Source organism: Streptomyces sp. NPDC001339 (assembly GCF_042895955.1).
Lineage (GTDB): Bacteria > Actinomycetota > Actinomycetes > Streptomycetales > Streptomycetaceae > Streptomyces.
Map to the genome: position 1 here is coordinate 152,786 of NZ_JBIAWT010000006.1, position 19,110 is coordinate 171,895.

The following is a 19,110-nucleotide window of genomic DNA, read 5'->3' on the forward strand; positions in this document are numbered from 1 at the left end:
GGCCTGCGGCCGGTTGCCGTTCCGGTCGGTCCTCATGCCGCCGCCAGTGCGTCGCTGTGGGCCGTGATGCCCTTGGTCGATGCGATCACAGCGCGCAGCTTTTTGGCGAGCGCCTCGTAGAACATGCTCAGCGGGAATTCGTCGGGGAGCACGTCGTCCACGAGTTTGCGCGGCGGCTGGTCCAGGTCGAGGGCGTCGGGGCCCTTGGCCCAGACCGAACCCGGGTGCGGGGCGAGGTAGGCCGAGACCAGGTCGTAGGCGGCGAACCAGTGGACCAGCTTGGGCCGGTCGATACCGTCGCGGTAGAGCTTCTCGATCTCGCCGCACAGCTCGTTGGTGACCTTGGGCGCCCGCTCCCAGTCGATGTGGAGTGTGTTGTCCGTCCAGCGTACGACGTCGTGCTGGTGCAGGTACGCGAAGAGCAGCTGGCCGCCCAGGCCGTCGTAGTTGCGGACCCGGTCACCGGTGACGGGGAAGCGGAACAGCCGGTCGAAGATCACCGCGAACTGCACATCGCGCGCCTGGGACACACCCTCGGCCTCCAGCTTCACGGCCTCCTTGAAGGCGGTGAGGTCGCAGCGCAGCTCCTCCAGGCCGTACATCCAGAACGGCTGGCGCTGTTTGATCATGAACGGGTCGAAGGGCAGGTCACCGTGGCTGTGGGTGCGGTCGTGCACCATGTCCCACAGGACGAACGCCTCCTCGCAGCGCTTCTGGTCGTCGAGCATCTCGCGGATGTCGTCCGGCACTTCCAGGCCCAGCGTGCCGACGGCGGCCGTGCTGACCCGGCGGAACCGGGCGGCCTCGCGGTCGCAGAAGATGCCGCCCCAGCTGAACCGCTCGGGGGCCTTGCGCACCGCGATGGTCTCCGGGAAGAGCACCGCGGAGTTGGTGTCGTAGCCGGCGGTGAAGTCCTCGAAGGTGATGCCGCAGAAGAGGGGGTTGTCGTAGCGGCTGCGCTCCAGCTCGGCGAGCCAGTCCGGCCAGACCATCCGCAGGACGACGGCTTCGAAGTTGCGGTCCGGGTTGCCGTTCTGGGTGTACATGGGGAACAGCACGAGGTGCTGGAGGCCGTCGGCGCGCCGCTGGGCGGGCTGGAAGGCGAGCAGCGAGTCCAGGAAGTCCGGCACGCCGAAACCGTCGTCGGCCCATCGGCGCAGGTCGGTGACGAGCGCCTGGTGGTACGCGGCGTTGTGCGGGAGCAGCGGGGCGAGCTGCTCGACGGCGCGGGTCATCCGCTCGACCTGGGCGCGGACCGCCTCGGCGGCGGGGGCGCCGTCCGCTCCGAGATCGATCGAGCCGTCCTTGGACTGCCAGGGGCGGATGGTCTCGACCGCGTCCTTCAGAGCCGGCCATGCGGGGTGGTCGACCACACTCTCTGCGGTCGAAGTGCCCTTCCGGACACCCACGGGCGAAAGAATTTCCGTCATGACTGCCCTCCGGCGGTAGATCGTGTGGTGAGCACACGGTAACCAGCTCAAGAGCGCCCACTCAAGTGGGGCAGACGAAAAATATTTCTTTAGGACCCCACCTTCACGCCTATTTTTCCTGCGGATGGCGAGAACTGCCACACTTCCTGCCCGTCAGGGCAGAGGATCCCGCCCTTCCTCCTGCCCGTCCGGCGGCGGCATATGCCCCGCGGACGGCAGCACGGCCGGGTCCCGCCGCACAACGGCCGGGTCCCGCGCCACACACAGGTGACGGGGTACGGAACGGGATCTGGCGGGTAGCCGTACTGGACACACCGCGATGCCGTCGGCAAACCGGCTCGTCGCCACCCGGGCCGGTTACCGTCGTGGACCCGACAGCACGTACCGAGCCGAGCACGTACCGAGCCGACAGAAGCGAGGCAGCCTTGCCCTTTCTCACCATCGGACACCGCGGGATCATGGGCGTCGAGCCGGAGAACACCCTGCGTTCCTTCGTACGCGCCGAGCGCGAAGGCCTCGACGTCATCGAGCTGGACCTGCATCTGAGCAAGGACGGCACGCTGGTGGTGATGCACGACGCGGAGGTGGACCGGACCACCGACGGCACCGGCCCGGTCGCCGAACGCACCCTCGCCGAGCTGCGGGAGCTCGACGCCGGGCAGGGCGAACGGATCCCGGTCTTCGAGGAGGTCCTGACGGCGGTCCGGACGCCGCTGCAGGCGGAGATCAAGGACGTGGCGGCCGCGCGGACCCTGGCCGAGGTGCTGCGGGAACGCGATCTGGCCGACCGGGTCGAGGTGATCTCCTTCCACGACGAGGCGCTGGACACGGTCCGCGCCCTGCTGCCCGGCGTACGCACCGCGCTGGTCGGCGAGTGGTACGGCGCCGATGTCGTCGACCGCGCCCAGGCCGTCGGCGCCACGACGCTGTCGCTGGACATCCGCCGGCTCACCCTGGAACTGGTCGAGCAGGCCCACGCCGCACAGCTGAAAGTGCTGGGCTGGACCGTCAACACCCACGATCAGCTCCGGCTGGCGCGCGGGCTGGGGCTCGACGGTGTGGTGACCGACCAGCCGGAGATCCGGCGCGCGGTGCGTTTCACGGCGTAGCGCCACGGAGCGCCGCGTGGCACCGTGCAACGCCCTGTACGACATACGACTCGGCCCGGGCAGGCCGCATACGCCTCACCCCGGGCAGGGCCGCGTGAGAGTCAGCCCAGCGGTTTGACCAGTAGCTCGAACTCCAGGTCGGCGCGCCGCGGAACACCGAACCGCTCGTCGCCGTACGGGAACGGGCTGAGCTGACCGGTGCGCCGGTAGCCACGGCGCTCGTACCAGGCGATCAGCTCCTCGCGCTGCTTGATGACGGTCATCCGCATCTCGCGGGCGTCCCAGATCTCCCGGACAGTGCGTTCGGCCTCGGCGATGATGAGCTTGCCGAGGCCGCCGCCCTGGAGCGCCGGGCGCACCGCGAACATCCCGAAGTACGCGTGGTCCCCCCGGTGTTCGAGCTGGCAGCAGGCGATCAGCTCGCCGTCCCGCTCGGCGACCAGCAGCCGGCCGGCCTCATCGCGCACCACGGCGGCAACACCTTCGGAGTCGGTGCGCTGCCCCTCCAGCAGGTCCGCCTCGGTCGTCCAGCCGGCCCGGCTCGCGTCCCCGCGGTACGCCGATTCGATGAGCTCGACGAGCCCGGGTATATCGGCGTCGAGGGCGGTACGGAAAGTCAGCTCACTGGTGGGCATGGTGGCTGGAGTCCTCTCGGGCGGGACGGGCCGGACGGCTGAGGCAGCTGACACGGGTGGGACGGTTGATACGAGGCTAACAAGTGGCGCGTGCGACGCATCGAGGCCATGGGCACTCATGGGCACTCATCGAGGCCGCGGTCAGGACCGTTCGTCACCGCCGTTCTCCGGGGCTTCGGCGGGCCGGCGGCGTAGGGTCCTGGCATGGTGCATGTACTGAGCAGCCGGATGCTGTTGCGGCCGTCCGACCCCGAGCGGTCCCGGACGTTCTACGGCGAGGCGCTGGGACTGGAGATCTACCGGGAGTTCGGTACCGGGTCCGAGCGCGGCACGGTGTACTTCCTCGGCGGCGGCTTTCTCGAGGTCTCCGGCCGTGCCGCGGAGCCGCCCGCGGACACCCTGCGGCTGTGGCTCCAGGTGGCGGACGTGGCAGCCGCGCACGAGGAGCTGCTGGCGCGCGGAGTGGAGGTGCTGCGACCGCCCGTACGGGAGCCCTGGGGTCTCATCGAGATGTGGATCGCCGACCCGGACGGCCACAGAGTCGTCCTCGTGGAAATCCCCGCGGACCACCCGCTGCGCTACCGGCCCTGACCTGACGTCGGCCGTGCCGCGCCCCCTGTGCGCCTGTGCGCTGCCGTGGGACCCGCGAAGCGCCCCCAGGCGCCCCTGTGCGCTGCCGTGTACGGCGCGTCGGCCGGGCATCCAGCAGCCGATGCGTACGGGCAGCGGGAGTCGGAGTCCCCGGGGAGGTGCTTCGTGCACGGACCGCCGTTGGTCGGCTGGCTGCTGGTGCTGGTGTGCGGCGGGCCCGCCGCGTACTTCCTCTCGCGGTCCCGCGCCGGGCCCGCCGCGCAGCGGGCGGAGACGCGCCTGGAAGGGCTGATGGCACTGGGGATGGCGGCGATGGCGCTGCCGGTGTCCGTGGTGGTGCGGTCGGCGTGGTCGCCGTGGCTGTTCGCCGTGGCCTTCGGGGCGGCGGGCGTGTGGGCGCTGGCGCGACGCCATCCGCATCACGTGGTCGAGGCGTGCGCGATGGTGTACATGGCGCTGGTGATGACGGGGTCCGGGCACGGAGGTTCCGGGCACGGAGGTGGGGGCGGGCTGGAGCATGCCGGGGCGTTGGGCGGCGCGGGACATGCGGGATATGCGGGACACACCGCGTCGTCGGCGGTGCCGTTGCTGACCGGTGTGTCGCTCGCCTACTTCACCGTGTATGTGATCGCGGCGGGGGTTCGGCTGGTACCGGTGACCACGGGGACGGCGGAGAGGGGGACGGCTGACACGGGGGCGACGGACGCGGCGCCACCCGGGGTGGCGCGGGCCGGTCGGATAGCGATGGGCATCGGCATGCTGGCGATGCTGATCGCCATGTGACCGCCGCGGCGTCGCCCATCCCCCCCCCGCGGGCGTGGCATGCGTCACTTCCGTTGCCCGGCCGTACCGATGGGCACCGGGGCGCTCATAGGGTGACGGCATGATGGTCCCGATCGCGCTGATGGTTCTCGGCGTGCTGGCCGCGACGATGGCGCCGCGGCTGATGGCCCGGTCCGACTGGCCCGACCGCGAACCGGTGCTCGCCCTGTGGGTGTGGCAGTGCGTGGTCGCCGGTGTCCTGTTGTGCTGTGTGCTCGCGATGTCGCTGAGCGCGGCCGCCGCCTGGGAGTCCGTCCGCAGCCCGGTGTTCGGGTTCGCGCCCCGGGCCGTCGTCGAGGCGTATGCCCTCCAGGGGTACGGGCCGTGGGCCGGGGTGCTGGCCCTCGTCCTGGCGGGTGGCGGGGCATGGACGGCGGTGGCGCTCACCCGTGAGGTGCGGGCGGCGCGGGCCCGCCGACGGCAGCGCCGGACCGATCTCCTGCGGCGCGCCCCCTTGTTGCCGGGCGAGGAGCCCTCCGGGGAGCGGCTGGTGGTCCTGGAGGACGACCGCCCGGAGGCCTGGTGGCTCCAGCAGGCCTCGCCCCAACTGGTCATCACCACCTCGGCGTTGCGCCGCCTGAAGGGGCGTCAGCTGGACGCGCTGATCGCCCATGAGCAGGGCCATGCCCGGGCCCGGCACGACGTCCTGCTGTACTGTGCCTCGGCGCTCGCCGCCGGCCACCCGCAGATCCCAGTCTTCGCCGCGTTCCGCGACCAGGTGCACCGGCTGGTCGAACTGGCCGCGGACGATGTGGCCTCGCGCCGCTTCGGCCGACTGACCATCGCCCTGGCACTCGTCGAACTCAACGAGGATCGCGGGGTGTTCGGCCCCTGCCCGGCGCAGCACGCCCAGGTCCCGGCGCGGGTGAACCGGCTGCTGGCTCCCGCGCGCCGCTTCACCCCCGGCCGGCGGCTGCGGATGACGGCGGTGGCGGCGCTGGTGCCGGTGGTACCACTGCTGGTGACGTTCATGCCCGGGCTGAGCGCGCTCACGGCGTAGGGCCGCGTGGAGGAACGCACGGGAGGAGCGCAAGGGCCGGCGCCCTGCCGACGGAGGACGGCCCTGAATCTGCCCCTGCCCCTGATCCGGTCCCGGCCCTGCCCCTGACTCTGACCCCGGCTCTGACTCTGCCCCTGGTCCGGCTCGTCGCGCACCGGCAGGATGGCTCTCATGACGACGATCCAGGGCGTGCTCTTCGACTTCTCCGGGACCCTGCTGCGCATCGAGCCCGCCGAGTCCTGGCTGCGCGCGGCGCTGACCGCGACCGGCACGGCCATGGAAGACGCCGAGATCCCCCGCCGGGCCGCCGAGCTGGAGCGGGCCGGCGCCCAGCCGGGTGGCTCCCCGCCCGCCGAACTCCCCGCCGGGCTGGCCCGGCAGTGGGAGAGCCGCGACCTCGATGCGCACCACCACCGCGCGGTGTACACCGGCCTCGCCCGGCGCGTCCCGCTCCCCCGGCCGGAGCTGTACGACGCCCTCTACGACCGCCACATGACGCCGGACGCCTGGCACCCCTACCCCGACGCCGCCGAGGTACTGGCGGAGCTGCACCGGCGCGGCGTCCGGATCGGCGTTCTGAGCAACATCGGCTGGGATCTGCGGCCGGTGCTGCGCGCTCATGGCCTGGAGCGGTACCTGGACGCCTGTCTGCTGTCGTACGAGCACGGGCTCCAGAAGCCGGACCCGCGGCTGTTCGCCCTCGCCTGCCGGGAGTTGGAGCTCGCCCCGTCCGCCGTCCTGATGGTGGGTGACGACCACGTCGCGGACGGCGGGGCCACCGCGCTGGGCTGCGCCTTCCTGCCGGTGGACGCGCTGCCGGCGGACCGCCGCCCGGACGGGCTGCGCCCCGTACTGAGGCACTTCTGACGCATCTCCGCGGCGGCTCCGACGGGTCTCCGCAGCGGAGCACAGCGGCGCACAGCGGCGCACAGCGGACCGCCCCGGCCGGGCGGATGCCGGCCGGGGCGGGGTGACCGTCAGTGGCGGCCCTGGCGGCCCTGGCGCCCCTGACGGCAGGGCAGTAGGGCCGTTACCTGATCGGGCGTCAGGCGAGGGCGTCGATGGCCTGGTTGAAGGTCTTCGACGGGCGCATGACCGCCGCGGCCTTCGCCGGGTCGGGCTGGTAGTAGCCGCCGAGGTCGACAGGTGAGCCCTGCACCGCGATCAGCTCGTCGACGATGGTCTGCTCCTGCTCGGCGAGCGTCTTGGCGAGGCCCGCGAAGGCCTGCGCGAGCTTGGCGTCCTCGGTCTGCTTCGCCAGCTCCTGGGCCCAGTACAGGGCCAGGTAGAAGTGGCTGCCGCGGTTGTCGATGCCACCGAGCCGGCGGCTGGGCGACTTGTTCTCGTTGAGGAAGGTGCCGGTCGCGCGGTCGAGGGTGTCCGCGAGTACCTGGGCGCCGGCGTTGCCGGTCTTCTGCGCGAGGTGCTCGAAGCTGGCCGCCAGCGCGAAGAACTCGCCCAGGCTGTCCCAGCGCAGGTAGTCCTCCTTGACCAGCTGCTGGACGTGCTTGGGCGCCGAGCCGCCCGCGCCGGTCTCGAAGAGGCCGCCGCCCGCCATCAGCGGGACGACCGAGAGCATCTTGGCGCTGGTGCCGAGCTCCAGGATCGGGAACAGGTCGGTCAGGTAGTCGCGCAGGACGTTGCCGGTGACCGAGATCGTGTCCTCGCCGCGGCGGATGCGGTCGAGGGAGAACTTGGTCGCGTGGACCGGGGCCATGATCTCGATCTGCAGGCCCTCGGTGTCGTGCTCGGCGAGGTAGGCCCGGACCTTCTTGATCAGCTGGGCGTCGTGCGCGCGGTCCTCGTCCAGCCAGAACACCGCGGGGGTGCCGGTGGCGCGGGCGCGGGTGACGGCGAGCTTGACCCAGTCGCGGATCGGGGCGTCCTTGGCCTGGCACATCCGGAAGATGTCGCCGGCGCTGACGACCTGCTCCAGGACGACGTCGCCGGCCGCGTCGAGGACCCGCACGGTGCCCGTGGTGGGGATCTCGAAGGTCTTGTCGTGGCTGCCGTACTCCTCGGCCTTCTGCGCCATCAGGCCGACGTTGGACACCGAGCCCATGGTCGACGGGTCGAAGGCGCCGTGCGCGCGGCAGTCGTCGAGGACGACCTGGTAGACGCCGGCGTAGCTGCTGTCCGGGAGGACCGCGAGGGTGTCGTGCTCCTGGCCGTCCGGGCCCCACATGTGGCCGGAGGTGCGGATCATGGCCGGCATGGAGGCGTCGACGATGACGTCGCTGGGGACGTGCAGGTTGGTGATGCCGCGGTCGGAGTCGACCATGGCCAGCTCGGGGCCCTCGGCCAGCTCGGCGTCGAAGGAGGCCTTGATCTCGGCGCCCTCGGGCAGCGACTCCAGGCCCTTGTAGATGCCGCCGAGACCGTCGTTCGGGGTCAGGCCGGCGGCGGCGAGCACCTCGCCGTACTTGGCGAAGGTCTTGGGGAAGAACGCCCGGACCACGTGGCCGAAGATGATCGGGTCCGAGACCTTCATCATCGTGGCCTTGAGGTGGACGGAGAACAGCACGCCCTCGGCCTTGGCCCGGGCGACCTGCGCGGTGAGGAACTCGCGCAGCGCGGCGACGCGCATGACGGAGGCGTCGACGACCTCGTCCGCGAGGACCGGGACCGACTCGCGCAGGACGGTGGTGGAGCCGTCGTCACCGGAGAGCTCGATGCGCAGCGTGCCGTCGGCGGGGATGACCGCGGACTTCTCGGTGGTGCGGAAGTCGTCGTTGCCCATGGTGGCGACGTTGGTCTTGGATCCGGCGGTCCACTCGCCCATGCGGTGCGGGTGGTTCTTGGCGTAGTTCTTGACCGACGCGGGGGCGCGGCGGTCGGAGTTGCCCTCACGCAGGACCGGGTTGACGGCACTGCCCTTGACCTTGTCGTAGCGGGCGCGGATGTCGCGCTCCTCGTCGGTCTTCGGGTCGTCCGGGTAGTCCGGCAGCGCGTAGCCCTGCTTCTGCAGCTCGGCGATCGCGGCCTTCAGCTGCGGGATGGAGGCCGAGATGTTCGGCAGCTTGATGATGTTGGCCTCGGGGGTCTTGGCGAGCCGGCCGAGCTCGGCGAGCGCGTCGTCGATCCGCTGCTCCGCCGACAGACGCTCGGGGAAACCGGCGATGATGCGCCCGGCCAGGGAGATGTCACGGGTCTCGACGCCGACGCCGGCCCGCGACGCGTACGCCTGGATCACCGGCAGGAAGGAATACGTCGCGAGGGCGGGTGCCTCGTCAGTGTGCGTGTAGATGATGGTCGAGTCAGTCACCGGGTGCTCCGCTCCACGTCTGCAACATTGCTCGACATCAAGATATCTCGTGAGCGCCCCCCTCTCGACAGGACCCCGCGCCTCGGATCCTCGGGACCACGGGCGGCCGGTCAACCGATGAGCCGGGAACCGGTCAGCCGGTGAGCCAGGAACCGGTCGGCCTGCGAGCCGGAAGCAGCTCAGCCGGTGAGCCGGAAACCGGTAATCAGGCCGGGGCGGATGCGCACCGCGCGGTCCATGGCGTGGTCCACCCACGGCCGGAGCAGCCGCTCGTATCGGGCCAGCGCGTGGGGCTCGGTGATCAGGGAGGCGTAGCCGGTGACGACCACGCTCCAGCCGAGGTGGGTGACCGGATCGATGGCGTCGGCCTCGTAGGCGACGACGGCACCCGGATCGGCCTGCCGGGTGTGCGCGGCCAGCGCCGCGTCGGCGTGGGTGCGGATGACGATGTCACCGTCGTCCACGATGTGGTTGACCGGACGGATCGCGGGCAGCGCATGGCGGGTGAAGACGACCCGGCCCATGGGGACGCCGGCCAGTAGCCGCAGCGCCTCGGTGCCGTCCAGAGGGAGAGGCATGGGCATGGTTCGTGTCCCTTCGGATCCCTTTGGACCCCTTCGGACGGCGCCGCCGGTCCGCGTCGCGCGGGTGCGCGGGCACGCGGGGCCGGTGGAGGTCTGACCGCCTCAGTAGAGGGCACCCGGTGGCGTGTCGCCAGGGGCCGTTCGGCCCCTGTTGCCGGACGGCGGAACTGTGTTCACTGGCCTCCGGGTCGTTCACCGACCTCCGGATACCGATCTCCGGATACCGACCTCCGGATCCGGCGCCGGGCACAAACCCTGTCGCGGCGGACCGTTCGTGAGCGAGGGCGAGGGCGTGGACGAGGGCGGCGTGAGCGAGGGCGGCGTGAGCGAGGACGTGGGTGAGCAAGTGGCCGAGGAGGAGCGGGAGGTGGCGGATGCCGCGGAAACGGGCGGAACGGTGATCGCGCCGGTGGGGCCGGTGGGGGCGGTGGGTCACACGGACCTGACGCCCGACACATGGAAGCTGGTGCAGGCCGAACTGCCGGCCCGGTTGGCGCGGCTGGGCGACGGCGCGTACGGACTGGTACGGGCCGGCGCCGGACTGCCGGTGGTGTTCGGGCGCGCACTGCGCGAGGCGGGCCACAGGCTGGTCGTTCTGCTCCCCGCCCAGGGGGTGGTACCCGCGGCGCTGCCGTACCGGGACCGCACGGCGGCCGGGGAGTTGCTGGCGCTGGCCGAGCATATGCGCCTGCTGACGTACGACCCGGCCGACCGTGACGCCTGTGTCGGCGCCGACGAGCGGATGATCGCCACCTGCGGCCGACTGCTGGCGGTCTGGGACGGCTCCCCCTCCAACGGAGACGATGCCACGGCGCACTTGGTGGCCTTCGCCCGTGGCCGCGGCATCCCGGTGGACGTGGTGTGGCCGGCCGGGGCCACGCGCACGGCCGCACCGGCCTGCCGTCCGGGTCGCCTCGGCTCCTAGGCCGTCCCGGTCCACCCCGCTCCTAGGCCGTCCCGGTCCACCCCGCTCGTAGGCCGTCCAGTCCCCCGGCTCGTAGGCCGCCCGGTCCACCGGCTCGTAGGCTTTTCTCCTGTGGGAAGCGACATATCTATGCAGTACACACAGGCGGTCCCAGCCGCCCCCGCCGCCCCCGTGCGGGTCTTCATCCTCGACGACCACGAGGTGGTGCGCCGGGGCGTACGCGATCTGCTGGAAGCCGAGCCGGACATCGCCGTGACCGGCGAGGCGGCGACCGCGCGGGAGGCACTGGCCCGGGTGCCCGCGGCACGCCCGCACGTGGCCGTGCTGGACGTACGGCTCGGCGAGGGCGCTAGCGACGGCAGCGATCACGGAGGGGTCGAGGTGTGCCGGGAGCTGCGCGCCCGGATGCCCGAACTGGCCTGCCTCATGCTCACGTCCTTCGACGACGACGAGGCGCTGTTCGACGCCATCATGGCCGGGGCCGCGGGCTATGTGCTCAAGCAGATCGGCGGCTCCGACCTGGTGGCCGCGGTACGTACCGTGGCGGCCGGCCGGTCCATGCTCGACCCCCGTACGGCGGCGCGGGTGATGGCGCGGCTGCGCAATCCGCAGCCGGCGCCCGAGCCGTCCGGTTCGTCCGAACTGGAGCGGCTGTCCCCGCGTGAGCTGGAGATCCTGGACCTGATCGGGGAGGGGCTGACGAACCGGCAGATCGCCCAGCGGCTGTTCCTGGCGGAGAAGACGGTCAAGAACCGGGTGTCGTCCATCCTGTCCAAGCTCGGCGTGGGACGGCGTATCCAGGCGGCGATGCTGGCGGAGCGTCTGCGCGAGCCGCACGGACACGGCGCCCGGTAGGGCCTTCGGTCCCGGGCCCTGAGTCGCGGACCCCCGGCCGACGGGTTCTCAGTCGGCAGGCAGCGGCGCGCGCCACACGATGCGGGTACCGCCGTCCGGTGCGGACTCGACGGTCAGCGTGCCGCCGTACTGCTCGGCCCGGGACCGCATATTGGCCAGTCCCCCGGTGTGCTCGGCCGCGCCGATCCCCACCCCGTCGTCCGTCACGGTGAGCGCGAGGCCCTCACCGGTGTCCGCGGCGACGAGGACGATGTCCGCCCGGCGGGCCGAGGCGTGCCGGGCGATATTGCTCAGAGCCTCGGCGGCCACCGCCAGGACATGATCGGCCAGTTCGTCCGGAACGCTGGAGTCCACCGGCCCTTCGATACGCAGCGACGGGGTGAATCCGAGCGGCTGGGCGGCCAGCCGGGCGGTCTCGGCCATCCGGCGGCGCAGGCCCGGACCGCCGCGCGGGTCGCCGGCCGAACGCAACTCGAAGATGGTCGACCGGATGATCTTGATGGTGGAGTCCAGGTCGTCCACCGCCCGGGAGACCCGTTCGACGGCGTCGGGCCGGTCGATCAGGCGGGTCGCGCTCTGCAGCGTCATCCCGGTCGCGAACAGCCGCTGGATCGCCAGATCGTGCAGATCGCGCGCGATGCGGTCGCGGTCGTGCAGGACGGCCAGCTCCTCCGACTCGGCGCGGCGCCGGCCGAGTTCGAGGGCGATCGCCGCCTGGTCGGCGAAGCCGGAGATCAGCGTCACCTCGGTGTCGTCGAAGGTCGGCCGGCCGGCCCGGCGGCTCAGCCGCAGCGCACCGCAGGCCGCGGTGTCGATGGGCAGCGGCACCGCCACGGTGGGTCCGTACGCCTCCTCGCCGTCGAAGCGGTACGCCCGTGACTCCTTGCCGATGTCCGCGGTGACCACGGGCTCCTGGGTACGGGCGGCGCGGCCGGCCAGCGACCCGTGCACCGGAGCGGACAGCCCCTGGAGGCGTGTGGCGTGACGGCCGTGCGCCACCTCCACGACGAGCCGGTCGCCCGCCCCCGCCGGCAGCAGCACGGCGGCCAGATCCGCGTCGGCGACCTCCATCGCCCGCCGGGCGATCAGCTGGAGCGCCCGGCTCACCTCGGTGCCGGCGAGCAGACTGCGGGTGATCTCACCGAGCGCTTCGAGCCAGCGCTCCCGGCGGCGACTCTCGTGGTACATACGGGCGTTGTCGATGGCGACCCCGGCCGCGATGGACAGGGTGGTCAGCACCTTCTCGTCATCCGCGTCGAAGCCTCCGCCGCGCTTCTCGGTGAGGTAGAGGTTGCCGAAGACCTCGTCGCGGACGCGGACGGGCACGCCGAGGAAGGTGCGCATCGGGGGGTGGTGCTCGGGGAATCCGTAACTGCTGGGATGCCGGGTGAGATCCGTCAGCCGCAGCGGCTCGGGGTTGCGGATGAGCTCCCCGAGAATGCCGTGACCGCAGGGCGACTGGCCGATCCGCGACACGAGGTCATCGGCCATGCCCACCGGCAGGAACTGGGACAGCCGCTGCCCGTCGCCGACCACTCCCAGGGCCCCGTACTCGGCGTCGGTGAGGGTGACGGCGGCTTCCACAATGCCTTGCAGTACCTGCGGCAGTTCGAGGCCGCGCCCCAGGTCCATCACGGCGGTGAGCAGGCTGTGGATCCGGTCCGGTACGTCGAGCCGCGGCCACGGCGGGGACGGGAGTGAGGGTGACGAAGAGGGCGGGGATGACGAAGAAGGTGAGGGTGGAGGTGAGGACGAGGGTGGGGGTGAGGGTAATGCCGGAGGGGGTACTGCTTCGGTCATCGCTGCTGTCTGCTCCTGGACCGGTCCGTGGACAGCTCATCAGCGTACGGCACCTGCGGGACCCGCCCGCCGGTGGCCTCCTCACGGGAACAGGTCCGGGGTGCTCCGGGCCGACTCGGCCGCCGGCCGCCGCGGCTGTGTGGCCGGGACGTGCTCCGTGGCCGGGTTGCCTTTCGTGGCCGGGTCGTCGTCCGTGGCCGTATCGTCCTCTTCGAACGTGAGCCGGTCGACGACCTCGACCACGCCGTCGACGCTCTCGCACAGTCGCACGGCGACGGGGATGAGGCTTCTGCGCCGGATGGCGCCGCTGAGCGTCACCGTGCCGTCCGTGACCTCGACGGTGACGGCGGACGGCGGCACACCCAGCGTCCGGGTCAGTACGTCTTCCAGAATCTCCTCCTGGATCGCCCGGTCACGCCGCAGGAACAGCTGGATGAGGTCACTGCGGCTGATCACACCGATCAGCCGGCCGGAACCGTCCACCACGGGCAGGCGCTTGACCTTCTTCTCGTCCATGGTCCTGGCCGCCCGCACCACGCTCCACTCGGGGCGCGCCACCACGGCCGGACTGGTCATGAGCGCTTCGGCGGTGGCGGGACCGATCTTGTCGATATGCCTGCGCAGCAGATCCGCTTCGGAGACGACTCCCACCGGCCGCTCGTCCTCGTCGATCACCGGGACGGCGGTGATGTCGTACTCCTCCAGCAGGCGCGCGATCTCCCGGAACGTGGTGCCCCGTTGGACGACGACGGCGTTGGGTGTCATCAGATCGGCGACGCTGCGGTGCCTCATCTACGGTGCCTCATCTCTGACCAGTGGTGACTCGTCTCTGACCAGTATCAGTCGTGATCAGTATCAGTCGTGGTAGTGATCAGTCGTGCGGGACCACGGCCACTGGGCAGGTCACATGGTGGATGGCGGCGTGCGCGACCGGGCCGACGCGCGGGGCGAGCAGGGGCCGCTGCCGTCTGCGGCCGACCGCCAGGAGTTCGGCTCCGACGGCCGTCTGGATGATCGCCCGCGTCGGGCTTTCCGGCAGCACGGTCAGCCGCACCGGAACATCGGGGAACCGCTCCCGCCACGGCTCGATGGCGCCCCGCAGCTCGGCATCCGCCGCCTTGACGATATCCGCCGTGACATCGGGGTCGGGCCCCCACGGGGCGTAGGCGGACACCGGCAGCGCGCGGCCGTGCACGGCACGCAGCGGACAGCCGCGGCTCCGCGCGGCGTCGAAGGCGAACGCCAGCAGGCGTTCACAGGGGCCGTTCAGGCTCACCCCGACGACGACCCCCGGCTCGGCCTCCGGCTCCCGACCGCCCGCGGCCTCCTGCCCCGGTCGTGCCCCCTCGGTCTCCCGGCCCGGTTGTGCTCCCGCGGCTTCCTGCCCCTGTTGTGCTCCCTGTTGTGCTCCCCCGGCTTCGCCGCCTTCCCGGACGAGGACGACCGGCCCCTCGGCACGGCCCACGACGTCCAGGCTGGTATCGCCGAACGCGTAGCTCTGCCACATCCCGAGCGCCCGTGAGCCGAGCACCAGCATCAGCGACTCGTCCGCCGCGCGCAGCAGTGCCGACCGGGCCTCGTCGCCGACCAGGTCCTCGATGACCGGCAGATGCGGGTGGCGTGCCCGCACCGCTTCCTGGGCCTCGCGCACGATCCGCCGCGCACCGGCGTTCTGGTCCCGCTCAGGGGGTGTGTCGGGCGCCTCGGCGGCCAGCAGTATCCAGGCGTGCAGCAGGCGCAGCGTCGCGTGCCGCCGGTCCGCCTCGTCAGCGGCCCACAGCGCGGCGGCCAGGCTCTCCGGCGCGCCGTCGAGCCCTACGGTGATGACTCCTGGCTCCATGGCTGTCCTTCGGATTGCACCATGGCGGTCCTTCGGCTCCGGCTGTGTCCGGCACCGCCACTTCACCCATCGTGACCCACATCGCACAGCCGCGCCACGGCGGTCCGGCCCGCCCCCGCACAAGGCCTCTTCATAAGCCCCCTTATAAGGCCCCTTCGCTCTGTTCCCTCGCCCTGTTCCCCTCGCCCTCCCTCGCCCTGTTCCCCTCGCCCCGTACCTTCGTCTCACCCTGCCCCTTCGTCTCGCCCTGTCCCTTCGTCCGGCTCCCTCGCCGTGCTCCCTCGCGAAGCGACTCAGCCGGAGGGACCATGCAGGTAGGGGCCTCGCTCCTGAGGTGCCCTGCGGGCGACAGGTCCGCGACTCCGCCCTTGGGGGTGAAACCCGATGATGCTCTGGGACGGCCATTGGGGCGGCTATGACCACGGCGGGTGGGGCTGGTTCGCCATGTCGATCAGCATGCTGCTGTTCCTGGCGCTGATCGTCCTGGTCGTGCTCCTGTTCTTCCGCGCGTTCAGCCGCGGCGGCTCAGCCGCCTTCTGGGAGCGCCCCGCCCCGCCCGGCGCCCCGGGCCCGGGCCGGGCGAACGCCGAGCAGATCCTCGCCGAGCGGTTCGCCCGCGGTGAGATCGACGAGGAGGAGTACCACCGACGCCTGGCCACTCTCCGTGGGTCACCGCCCGGTACGTGAGGTGAGCTAGTGACGCACTGACTTCACGTATTCGGGCGAGGTTCCGGCCGCGCAGCCACAACAATGTGCGCATGGCCGATGACTGGAAGCGACAGATCGACCGGCTCCACGAGGGCCTGGTGCGCCGCGACGACCCGACGGAGTGGGTGGCCGAGGCCGATGCCGTGGAGGCGTCCTACCGATATCCGCATCTCATACTCCGCGGCCCGGTCTTCGGCCTCGCCGTGCAGGAATCCCCGGCGTCGGAGGAGTGGCGGCTGATCGCTCCCGTGACGAGCGGCACGCCTCAGGAGGCCCGGGACGGGCTGAATTCGCTGCTGTGGTTCAAGGCCAAGGACGACACCGACGACCCCGGCGCCCGACGCGAACTGCTGGCCGCGGTGGCGGTGCTCGAACGCGAGCGGGTCGACGAGCTGACCGTACTCGGCGTGCGCTACCGGGTGGTGCGCGGCGACGAGTTCGCACGCTGCGGCGAGAGCGGTCTCGAACCGCCCCGGCCCACCGACCCGGATCCCGCCGACGGCTCCTGGGACGACCGGCGTCAAGTGCCTTCGCCGGACCTGGACTTCGTCCTCGCACCGGGCCGGGAGGGCGGTCTGATGGCAGGCGCCATGAGGCTGGCACTGCGGGGGTTCGCCTACTCCGGGGTGCGGTTTCCCGCCGGCGTACGCGAGGACTCCGAGCGGGCGCGCACCTCCCATCCGGACGTCGTCCTGCTTCCCGTGGGGTTCGGTGTGGTGGAACGCGACGACCGGGGATGGCGGCCCCATGGCGTGCCGAGGCCGACCCCGCACGACGCACGACGGATGCTGCACGACGGGATGAAGGAATTCTGGCCCCTGCTCTACGAGTTCAGCGACCGCGAGAAAGCCCAGTACGCGGAGGCTGCCGCGGAGTTCCGGGCGGCCGGCCGCGCGAACGAGGTGCGGGTGGACGGCCGGCTGTTCCGGATCTGCCGCGTCGAGCGGATGGTCAGGTCCGGCCCCGACGGCCCGGAGTCGCCGCGCCCCTCGGACCTGGACGACCACGGCCCGATGCGGCTGCACCCGACGATGGACGAAACCGGCGTCATCCACTACGACGACTGACCGGCCGGCCACCCGACCAGGTTGTTGGCCTGACGCTGCTGATGCCTGACCCTGCTGAGGGTCTGGCCCTGCTGATGGCCTGACGGGCCGACGCGGTTGAACCGCCGTACCTCGCACTGCCAGGGACCGGTCCCGTCACGCGTGAAGACCGCCGAACGGCACTGCCGTACCACGTGTGGCCCCGGAGAACGGGCGGCGCCCCTCCCCCGGTGCTACCAATGAAGTATCTCCGGTGGCCCCGGGGTCGCGCCCAGGCAAGCGCGTCCCCGGGGACTGGAGCAGTACGCGCGCCACGCCGCACCGCCTGCACGGCCGGGTCCCCAACGCCCTGACCGACGATGGGAGTTCGGACCGTTCGGACAGCAGCGGGGACGATCAAGCCTGCACGCCTCTTGTCTTCAGGCGTCTTCAGGCAGCCCCAGGCAGCCTCAGGTGCCGGGATCCTCGAGGTGCTCGGCCAGGCGGAACAACGCGGGCAGCGCCGCGCGGACGGCGGCCCGGTCGGTGTCGTCCAGCGCCTCCCACGCGGCGTCCAGACGGTTCTCGTGGGCCCGGTTCCAGGCGGCGAGTTGCTCCTTGCCCGCCTCGGTCAGCGTGACGACGGAGGCCCGGCGATCGGCGGAGTCGACGGCACGGGCGACCAGTCCGGCATTGATCATCTGCCCGACGAGTCCGCTGACGGTGCTGGCGGCCAGCCGCTGCCGGGTGGCGAGGTCCCCGATCCGCGCGGGGGAATGCTCCGCGAGCACCTGGAGGAGTTCCACCTGGGCCATGGGCAGCGTCTCCCACGGGTAATCGGTCCGGATCGAGGCGCGCAGCGCACGTCGCAGACGCGTCACGGCTTCGGTGAGCAGACGCGCATCGGGCACGTTCCCCGCCTGCGGGACCGGACGTCGGAGTCGGGATCGGGGCTGCGCGGGCATGAGGGAACTGTACCCACGCGTTCGGCCCAACGGCCCGGGGCTGCTCCTCAGGCCGGTCGTCAGGTCGTCAGGTCCTCAACCCTCAGCCCTTCAACCCCTCAGCCCCTCAGCCCCTCAGCCCCTCAAGCATTGCGCCCTACGCCCCGTGCCGGAGGTCCCGCCCGGCCCGCTGGTGCGGCCGCGATCCGGGTGGCAGCGGACCGCGCGGGCTCAGTCCGGAGGCGATGACGGCGGCGACGGAGACGGCGAGCAGCACCAGGATCGCCCACCGGGGACCGTCGAGACCGGTGCTTCGGGCGGCGAGATGCAGTACGAGGGTGACCAGCGCGACGCCGAGCGCGGTTCCCAGACCGCGAGCCATATTGACCAGTCCGCCCCCGGTGCCGGACGAGCCGGCCGGGATGGCCCGCATGATGAGGGTGTTGTTGGCGGGGGTGAAGGTGCTCAGGCCCAGCCCGAGCAGTACCAGTACCGGCGGCAGCCATGCGGTGGTCAGGGGAAGGACGGCCAGCGCCGCCAGCGCGCCGACGCACACCCCGGCGCCCAAGAGGCAGCGGCCCCGTTCGGTGAGAGCGGCGGGAAGCAGCTTGTCGGCGGCGGTGGCGCCCAGGGCGAAGCCGGCGGGCAGCGCCGTGAGCACCAGCCCGGCGGCCAGTTCGGAGGAGCCCGTGCCGGTCAGCACGAGCGGCACCAGGACGAGCGGACCGAACAGCACCAGATAGCCGCACAGCGCCCCCACCAGCCCGGAGGAGACCGCCCGTACCCGCAGCAGCGCCAGGTCGAGAAGCGGTGCGGGCGTCCGGTGCTGCCGGACGGTGAACGCTCCGCCCGCGCCCACGGCGAGCACGAACAGTATGGCGATGCCCCATCCCGGCACCGGAAGCCCGGAGGCCGCCGAAACCCCCAGCAGCCCGCAGGTGGTCGCCATGGCGAGCAGGGCCAGGCCGGGCCAGTCGAAACGACGAGCCGGGTTACGGGTCCGGGTCCGGGGCAGCAGATACTGACCCGCGATCAGGGCCACCAGTCCAATGGGCACATTGACGCCGAACACCCAGCGCCAGCCGAGTGCGGAGACCAGCGCACCGCCCACCGTCGGCCCGAGCGCCAGACCCAGCGCCTGCGCGGCGGCCTGCACCCCCAGCGCGGTGCGCATCTTCTCCCGGGGTGCGCTGGTGGTCACCAGGGCCACACTGTTGGCCTGCATCATCGCCGCACCCGCGGCCTGGACGACGCGGAAGACGACGAGCATGCCGAGCGAACCGGCTACTCCGCAGGCCGCCGACGCCGCCGTGAAGACCAGGAACCCGTAGAGGTAGAACAGCTTGCGGCCGTACGCGTCCGACAGCCGCCCCACGGGGATCAGCAGGGCGACGAGCGTGAGCAGGTAGGCGAGCGACACCCACTCGACGCCGGCCAGGGACGCGCCGAACTCCGTGCGCAGGCTTCCGTAGATCAAGGTGACGATGCTGGCGTCCAGTTGACCCATGAAGGCTCCGAAGCACACCGTCGCCACTGCCAGCCGCCAGGCGCCCGGCCGGGTGCGTATGCGCTCGGGC

18 protein-coding genes are annotated in these 19,110 nt (G+C 71.8%); 9 read left to right on the forward strand and 9 right to left on the reverse strand.

Annotated elements, in window-relative coordinates:
• Positions 1–32 precede the first annotated feature (32 nt).
• Positions 33–1,430: a DUF6421 family protein gene (locus ACFY12_RS18905; protein WP_390716942.1), complete on the reverse strand. Its 1,398-nt coding sequence runs from the start codon at positions 1,428–1,430 to the stop codon at positions 33–35.
• A gap of 425 nt (positions 1,431–1,855) precedes the next feature.
• On the opposite strand from ACFY12_RS18905, the gene ACFY12_RS18910 reads away from it, so the two are divergent.
• On the forward strand, positions 1,856–2,539 hold the full coding sequence (locus ACFY12_RS18910) for a glycerophosphodiester phosphodiesterase (RefSeq protein WP_390716943.1): 684 nt from the start codon (positions 1,856–1,858) through the stop codon (positions 2,537–2,539).
• 101 nt (positions 2,540–2,640) lie between these two features.
• Here the strand turns inward: ACFY12_RS18910 and ACFY12_RS18915 are convergent, their stop codons facing one another.
• Positions 2,641–3,174, reverse strand: coding sequence for a GNAT family N-acetyltransferase (locus ACFY12_RS18915; protein ID WP_390716944.1), 534 nt, complete (start codon positions 3,172–3,174; stop codon positions 2,641–2,643).
• A gap of 204 nt (positions 3,175–3,378) precedes the next feature.
• Between ACFY12_RS18915 and ACFY12_RS18920 the strand changes: the two genes are divergently transcribed.
• The 4 genes from ACFY12_RS18920 (at position 3,379) to ACFY12_RS18935 (ending at position 6,454) form a co-directional block, all read left to right on the forward strand.
• The gene (locus ACFY12_RS18920; protein ID WP_390716945.1) at positions 3,379–3,765 is read left to right on the forward strand and encodes a VOC family protein; all 387 of its coding nucleotides are present in this window, start codon (positions 3,379–3,381) and stop codon (positions 3,763–3,765) included.
• Between the two features lie 165 nt (positions 3,766–3,930).
• Complete coding sequence (locus tag ACFY12_RS18925; RefSeq protein ID WP_390716946.1) at positions 3,931–4,548, forward strand: DUF5134 domain-containing protein; 618 nt, start codon at positions 3,931–3,933, stop codon at positions 4,546–4,548.
• Positions 4,549–4,648: 100 nt separating this feature from the next.
• Positions 4,649–5,587 carry a M56 family metallopeptidase gene (locus ACFY12_RS18930; RefSeq protein WP_390716947.1) on the forward strand — a complete coding sequence of 313 codons (939 nt, stop codon included), beginning with the start codon at positions 4,649–4,651 and terminating at the stop codon, positions 5,585–5,587.
• Positions 5,588–5,758: 171 nt separating this feature from the next.
• The gene (locus ACFY12_RS18935) at positions 5,759–6,454 is read left to right on the forward strand and encodes an HAD family hydrolase (RefSeq protein ID WP_390716948.1); all 696 of its coding nucleotides are present in this window, start codon (positions 5,759–5,761) and stop codon (positions 6,452–6,454) included.
• 178 nt (positions 6,455–6,632) lie between these two features.
• Here ACFY12_RS18935 and ACFY12_RS18940 read toward each other — a convergent pair whose 3' ends face one another.
• Both ACFY12_RS18940 and ACFY12_RS18945 read right to left on the reverse strand, forming a co-directional pair.
• Complete coding sequence (locus ACFY12_RS18940) at positions 6,633–8,852, reverse strand: NADP-dependent isocitrate dehydrogenase (protein ID WP_390716949.1); 2,220 nt, start codon at positions 8,850–8,852, stop codon at positions 6,633–6,635.
• A gap of 179 nt (positions 8,853–9,031) precedes the next feature.
• Positions 9,032–9,436, reverse strand: coding sequence for a pyridoxamine 5'-phosphate oxidase family protein (locus ACFY12_RS18945; protein ID WP_390716950.1), 405 nt, complete (start codon positions 9,434–9,436; stop codon positions 9,032–9,034).
• 367 nt (positions 9,437–9,803) lie between these two features.
• On the opposite strand from ACFY12_RS18945, the gene ACFY12_RS18950 reads away from it, so the two are divergent.
• Both ACFY12_RS18950 and ACFY12_RS18955 read left to right on the forward strand, forming a co-directional pair.
• On the forward strand, positions 9,804–10,361 hold the full coding sequence (locus tag ACFY12_RS18950; RefSeq protein ID WP_390717315.1) for a hypothetical protein: 558 nt from the start codon (positions 9,804–9,806) through the stop codon (positions 10,359–10,361).
• 129 nt (positions 10,362–10,490) lie between these two features.
• Complete coding sequence (locus ACFY12_RS18955; RefSeq protein ID WP_390716951.1) at positions 10,491–11,216, forward strand: response regulator; 726 nt, start codon at positions 10,491–10,493, stop codon at positions 11,214–11,216.
• 48 nt (positions 11,217–11,264) lie between these two features.
• Here ACFY12_RS18955 and ACFY12_RS18960 read toward each other — a convergent pair whose 3' ends face one another.
• The 3 genes from ACFY12_RS18960 to ACFY12_RS18970 form a co-directional block, all read right to left on the reverse strand.
• On the reverse strand, positions 11,265–12,848 hold the full coding sequence (locus tag ACFY12_RS18960) for a GAF domain-containing protein (protein ID WP_390716952.1): 1,584 nt from the start codon (positions 12,846–12,848) through the stop codon (positions 11,265–11,267).
• Between the two features lie 249 nt (positions 12,849–13,097).
• A complete protein-coding gene (locus ACFY12_RS18965) occupies positions 13,098–13,808 on the reverse strand; it encodes a CBS domain-containing protein (RefSeq protein WP_390716953.1) in 711 nt (236 codons plus the stop codon).
• Between the two features lie 79 nt (positions 13,809–13,887).
• Positions 13,888–14,856: a universal stress protein gene (locus tag ACFY12_RS18970; protein ID WP_390716954.1), complete on the reverse strand. Its 969-nt coding sequence runs from the start codon at positions 14,854–14,856 to the stop codon at positions 13,888–13,890.
• 384 nt (positions 14,857–15,240) lie between these two features.
• Here ACFY12_RS18970 and ACFY12_RS18975 point away from each other — a divergent pair, with 384 nt between their 5' ends.
• Positions 15,241–15,543 (forward strand): SHOCT domain-containing protein, encoded by a 303-nt coding sequence (locus tag ACFY12_RS18975; protein ID WP_390716955.1) that lies wholly within the window; start codon positions 15,241–15,243, stop codon positions 15,541–15,543.
• A gap of 71 nt (positions 15,544–15,614) precedes the next feature.
• The gene (locus tag ACFY12_RS18980; RefSeq protein WP_390716956.1) at positions 15,615–16,631 is read left to right on the forward strand and encodes a DUF5954 family protein; all 1,017 of its coding nucleotides are present in this window, start codon (positions 15,615–15,617) and stop codon (positions 16,629–16,631) included.
• 428 nt (positions 16,632–17,059) lie between these two features.
• On the opposite strand, the gene ACFY12_RS18985 is transcribed toward ACFY12_RS18980, so the two are convergent.
• Positions 17,060–17,500 (reverse strand): MarR family winged helix-turn-helix transcriptional regulator, encoded by a 441-nt coding sequence (locus ACFY12_RS18985; protein ID WP_390716957.1) that lies wholly within the window; start codon positions 17,498–17,500, stop codon positions 17,060–17,062.
• Positions 17,501–17,690: 190 nt separating this feature from the next.
• The gene (locus tag ACFY12_RS18990; RefSeq protein ID WP_390717316.1) at positions 17,691–19,067 is read right to left on the reverse strand and encodes an MFS transporter; all 1,377 of its coding nucleotides are present in this window, start codon (positions 19,065–19,067) and stop codon (positions 17,691–17,693) included.
• Positions 19,068–19,110 lie beyond the last annotated feature (43 nt).

Coding starts and splice junctions, on each gene's coding strand:
- ACFY12_RS18905 (WP_390716942.1), bottom strand. CDS start 1,430: ATGACGGAAATTCTTTCGCCCGTGGGTGTCCGGAAGGGCACTTCGACC.
- ACFY12_RS18915 (WP_390716944.1), bottom strand. CDS start 3,174: ATGCCCACCAGTGAGCTGACTTTCCGTACCGCCCTCGACGCCGATATA.
- ACFY12_RS18920 (WP_390716945.1), top strand. CDS start 3,379: ATGGTGCATGTACTGAGCAGCCGGATGCTGTTGCGGCCGTCCGACCCC.
- ACFY12_RS18930 (WP_390716947.1), top strand. CDS start 4,649: ATGATGGTCCCGATCGCGCTGATGGTTCTCGGCGTGCTGGCCGCGACG.
- ACFY12_RS18935 (WP_390716948.1), top strand. CDS start 5,759: ATGACGACGATCCAGGGCGTGCTCTTCGACTTCTCCGGGACCCTGCTG.
- ACFY12_RS18945 (WP_390716950.1), bottom strand. CDS start 9,436: ATGCCCATGCCTCTCCCTCTGGACGGCACCGAGGCGCTGCGGCTACTG.
- ACFY12_RS18955 (WP_390716951.1), top strand. CDS start 10,491: ATGCAGTACACACAGGCGGTCCCAGCCGCCCCCGCCGCCCCCGTGCGG.
- ACFY12_RS18960 (WP_390716952.1), bottom strand. CDS start 12,848: ATGGACCTGGGGCGCGGCCTCGAACTGCCGCAGGTACTGCAAGGCATT.
- ACFY12_RS18965 (WP_390716953.1), bottom strand. CDS start 13,808: ATGAGGCACCGCAGCGTCGCCGATCTGATGACACCCAACGCCGTCGTC.
- ACFY12_RS18970 (WP_390716954.1), bottom strand. CDS start 14,856: ATGGAGCCAGGAGTCATCACCGTAGGGCTCGACGGCGCGCCGGAGAGC.
- ACFY12_RS18975 (WP_390716955.1), top strand. CDS start 15,241: ATGATGCTCTGGGACGGCCATTGGGGCGGCTATGACCACGGCGGGTGG.
- ACFY12_RS18980 (WP_390716956.1), top strand. CDS start 15,615: ATGGCCGATGACTGGAAGCGACAGATCGACCGGCTCCACGAGGGCCTG.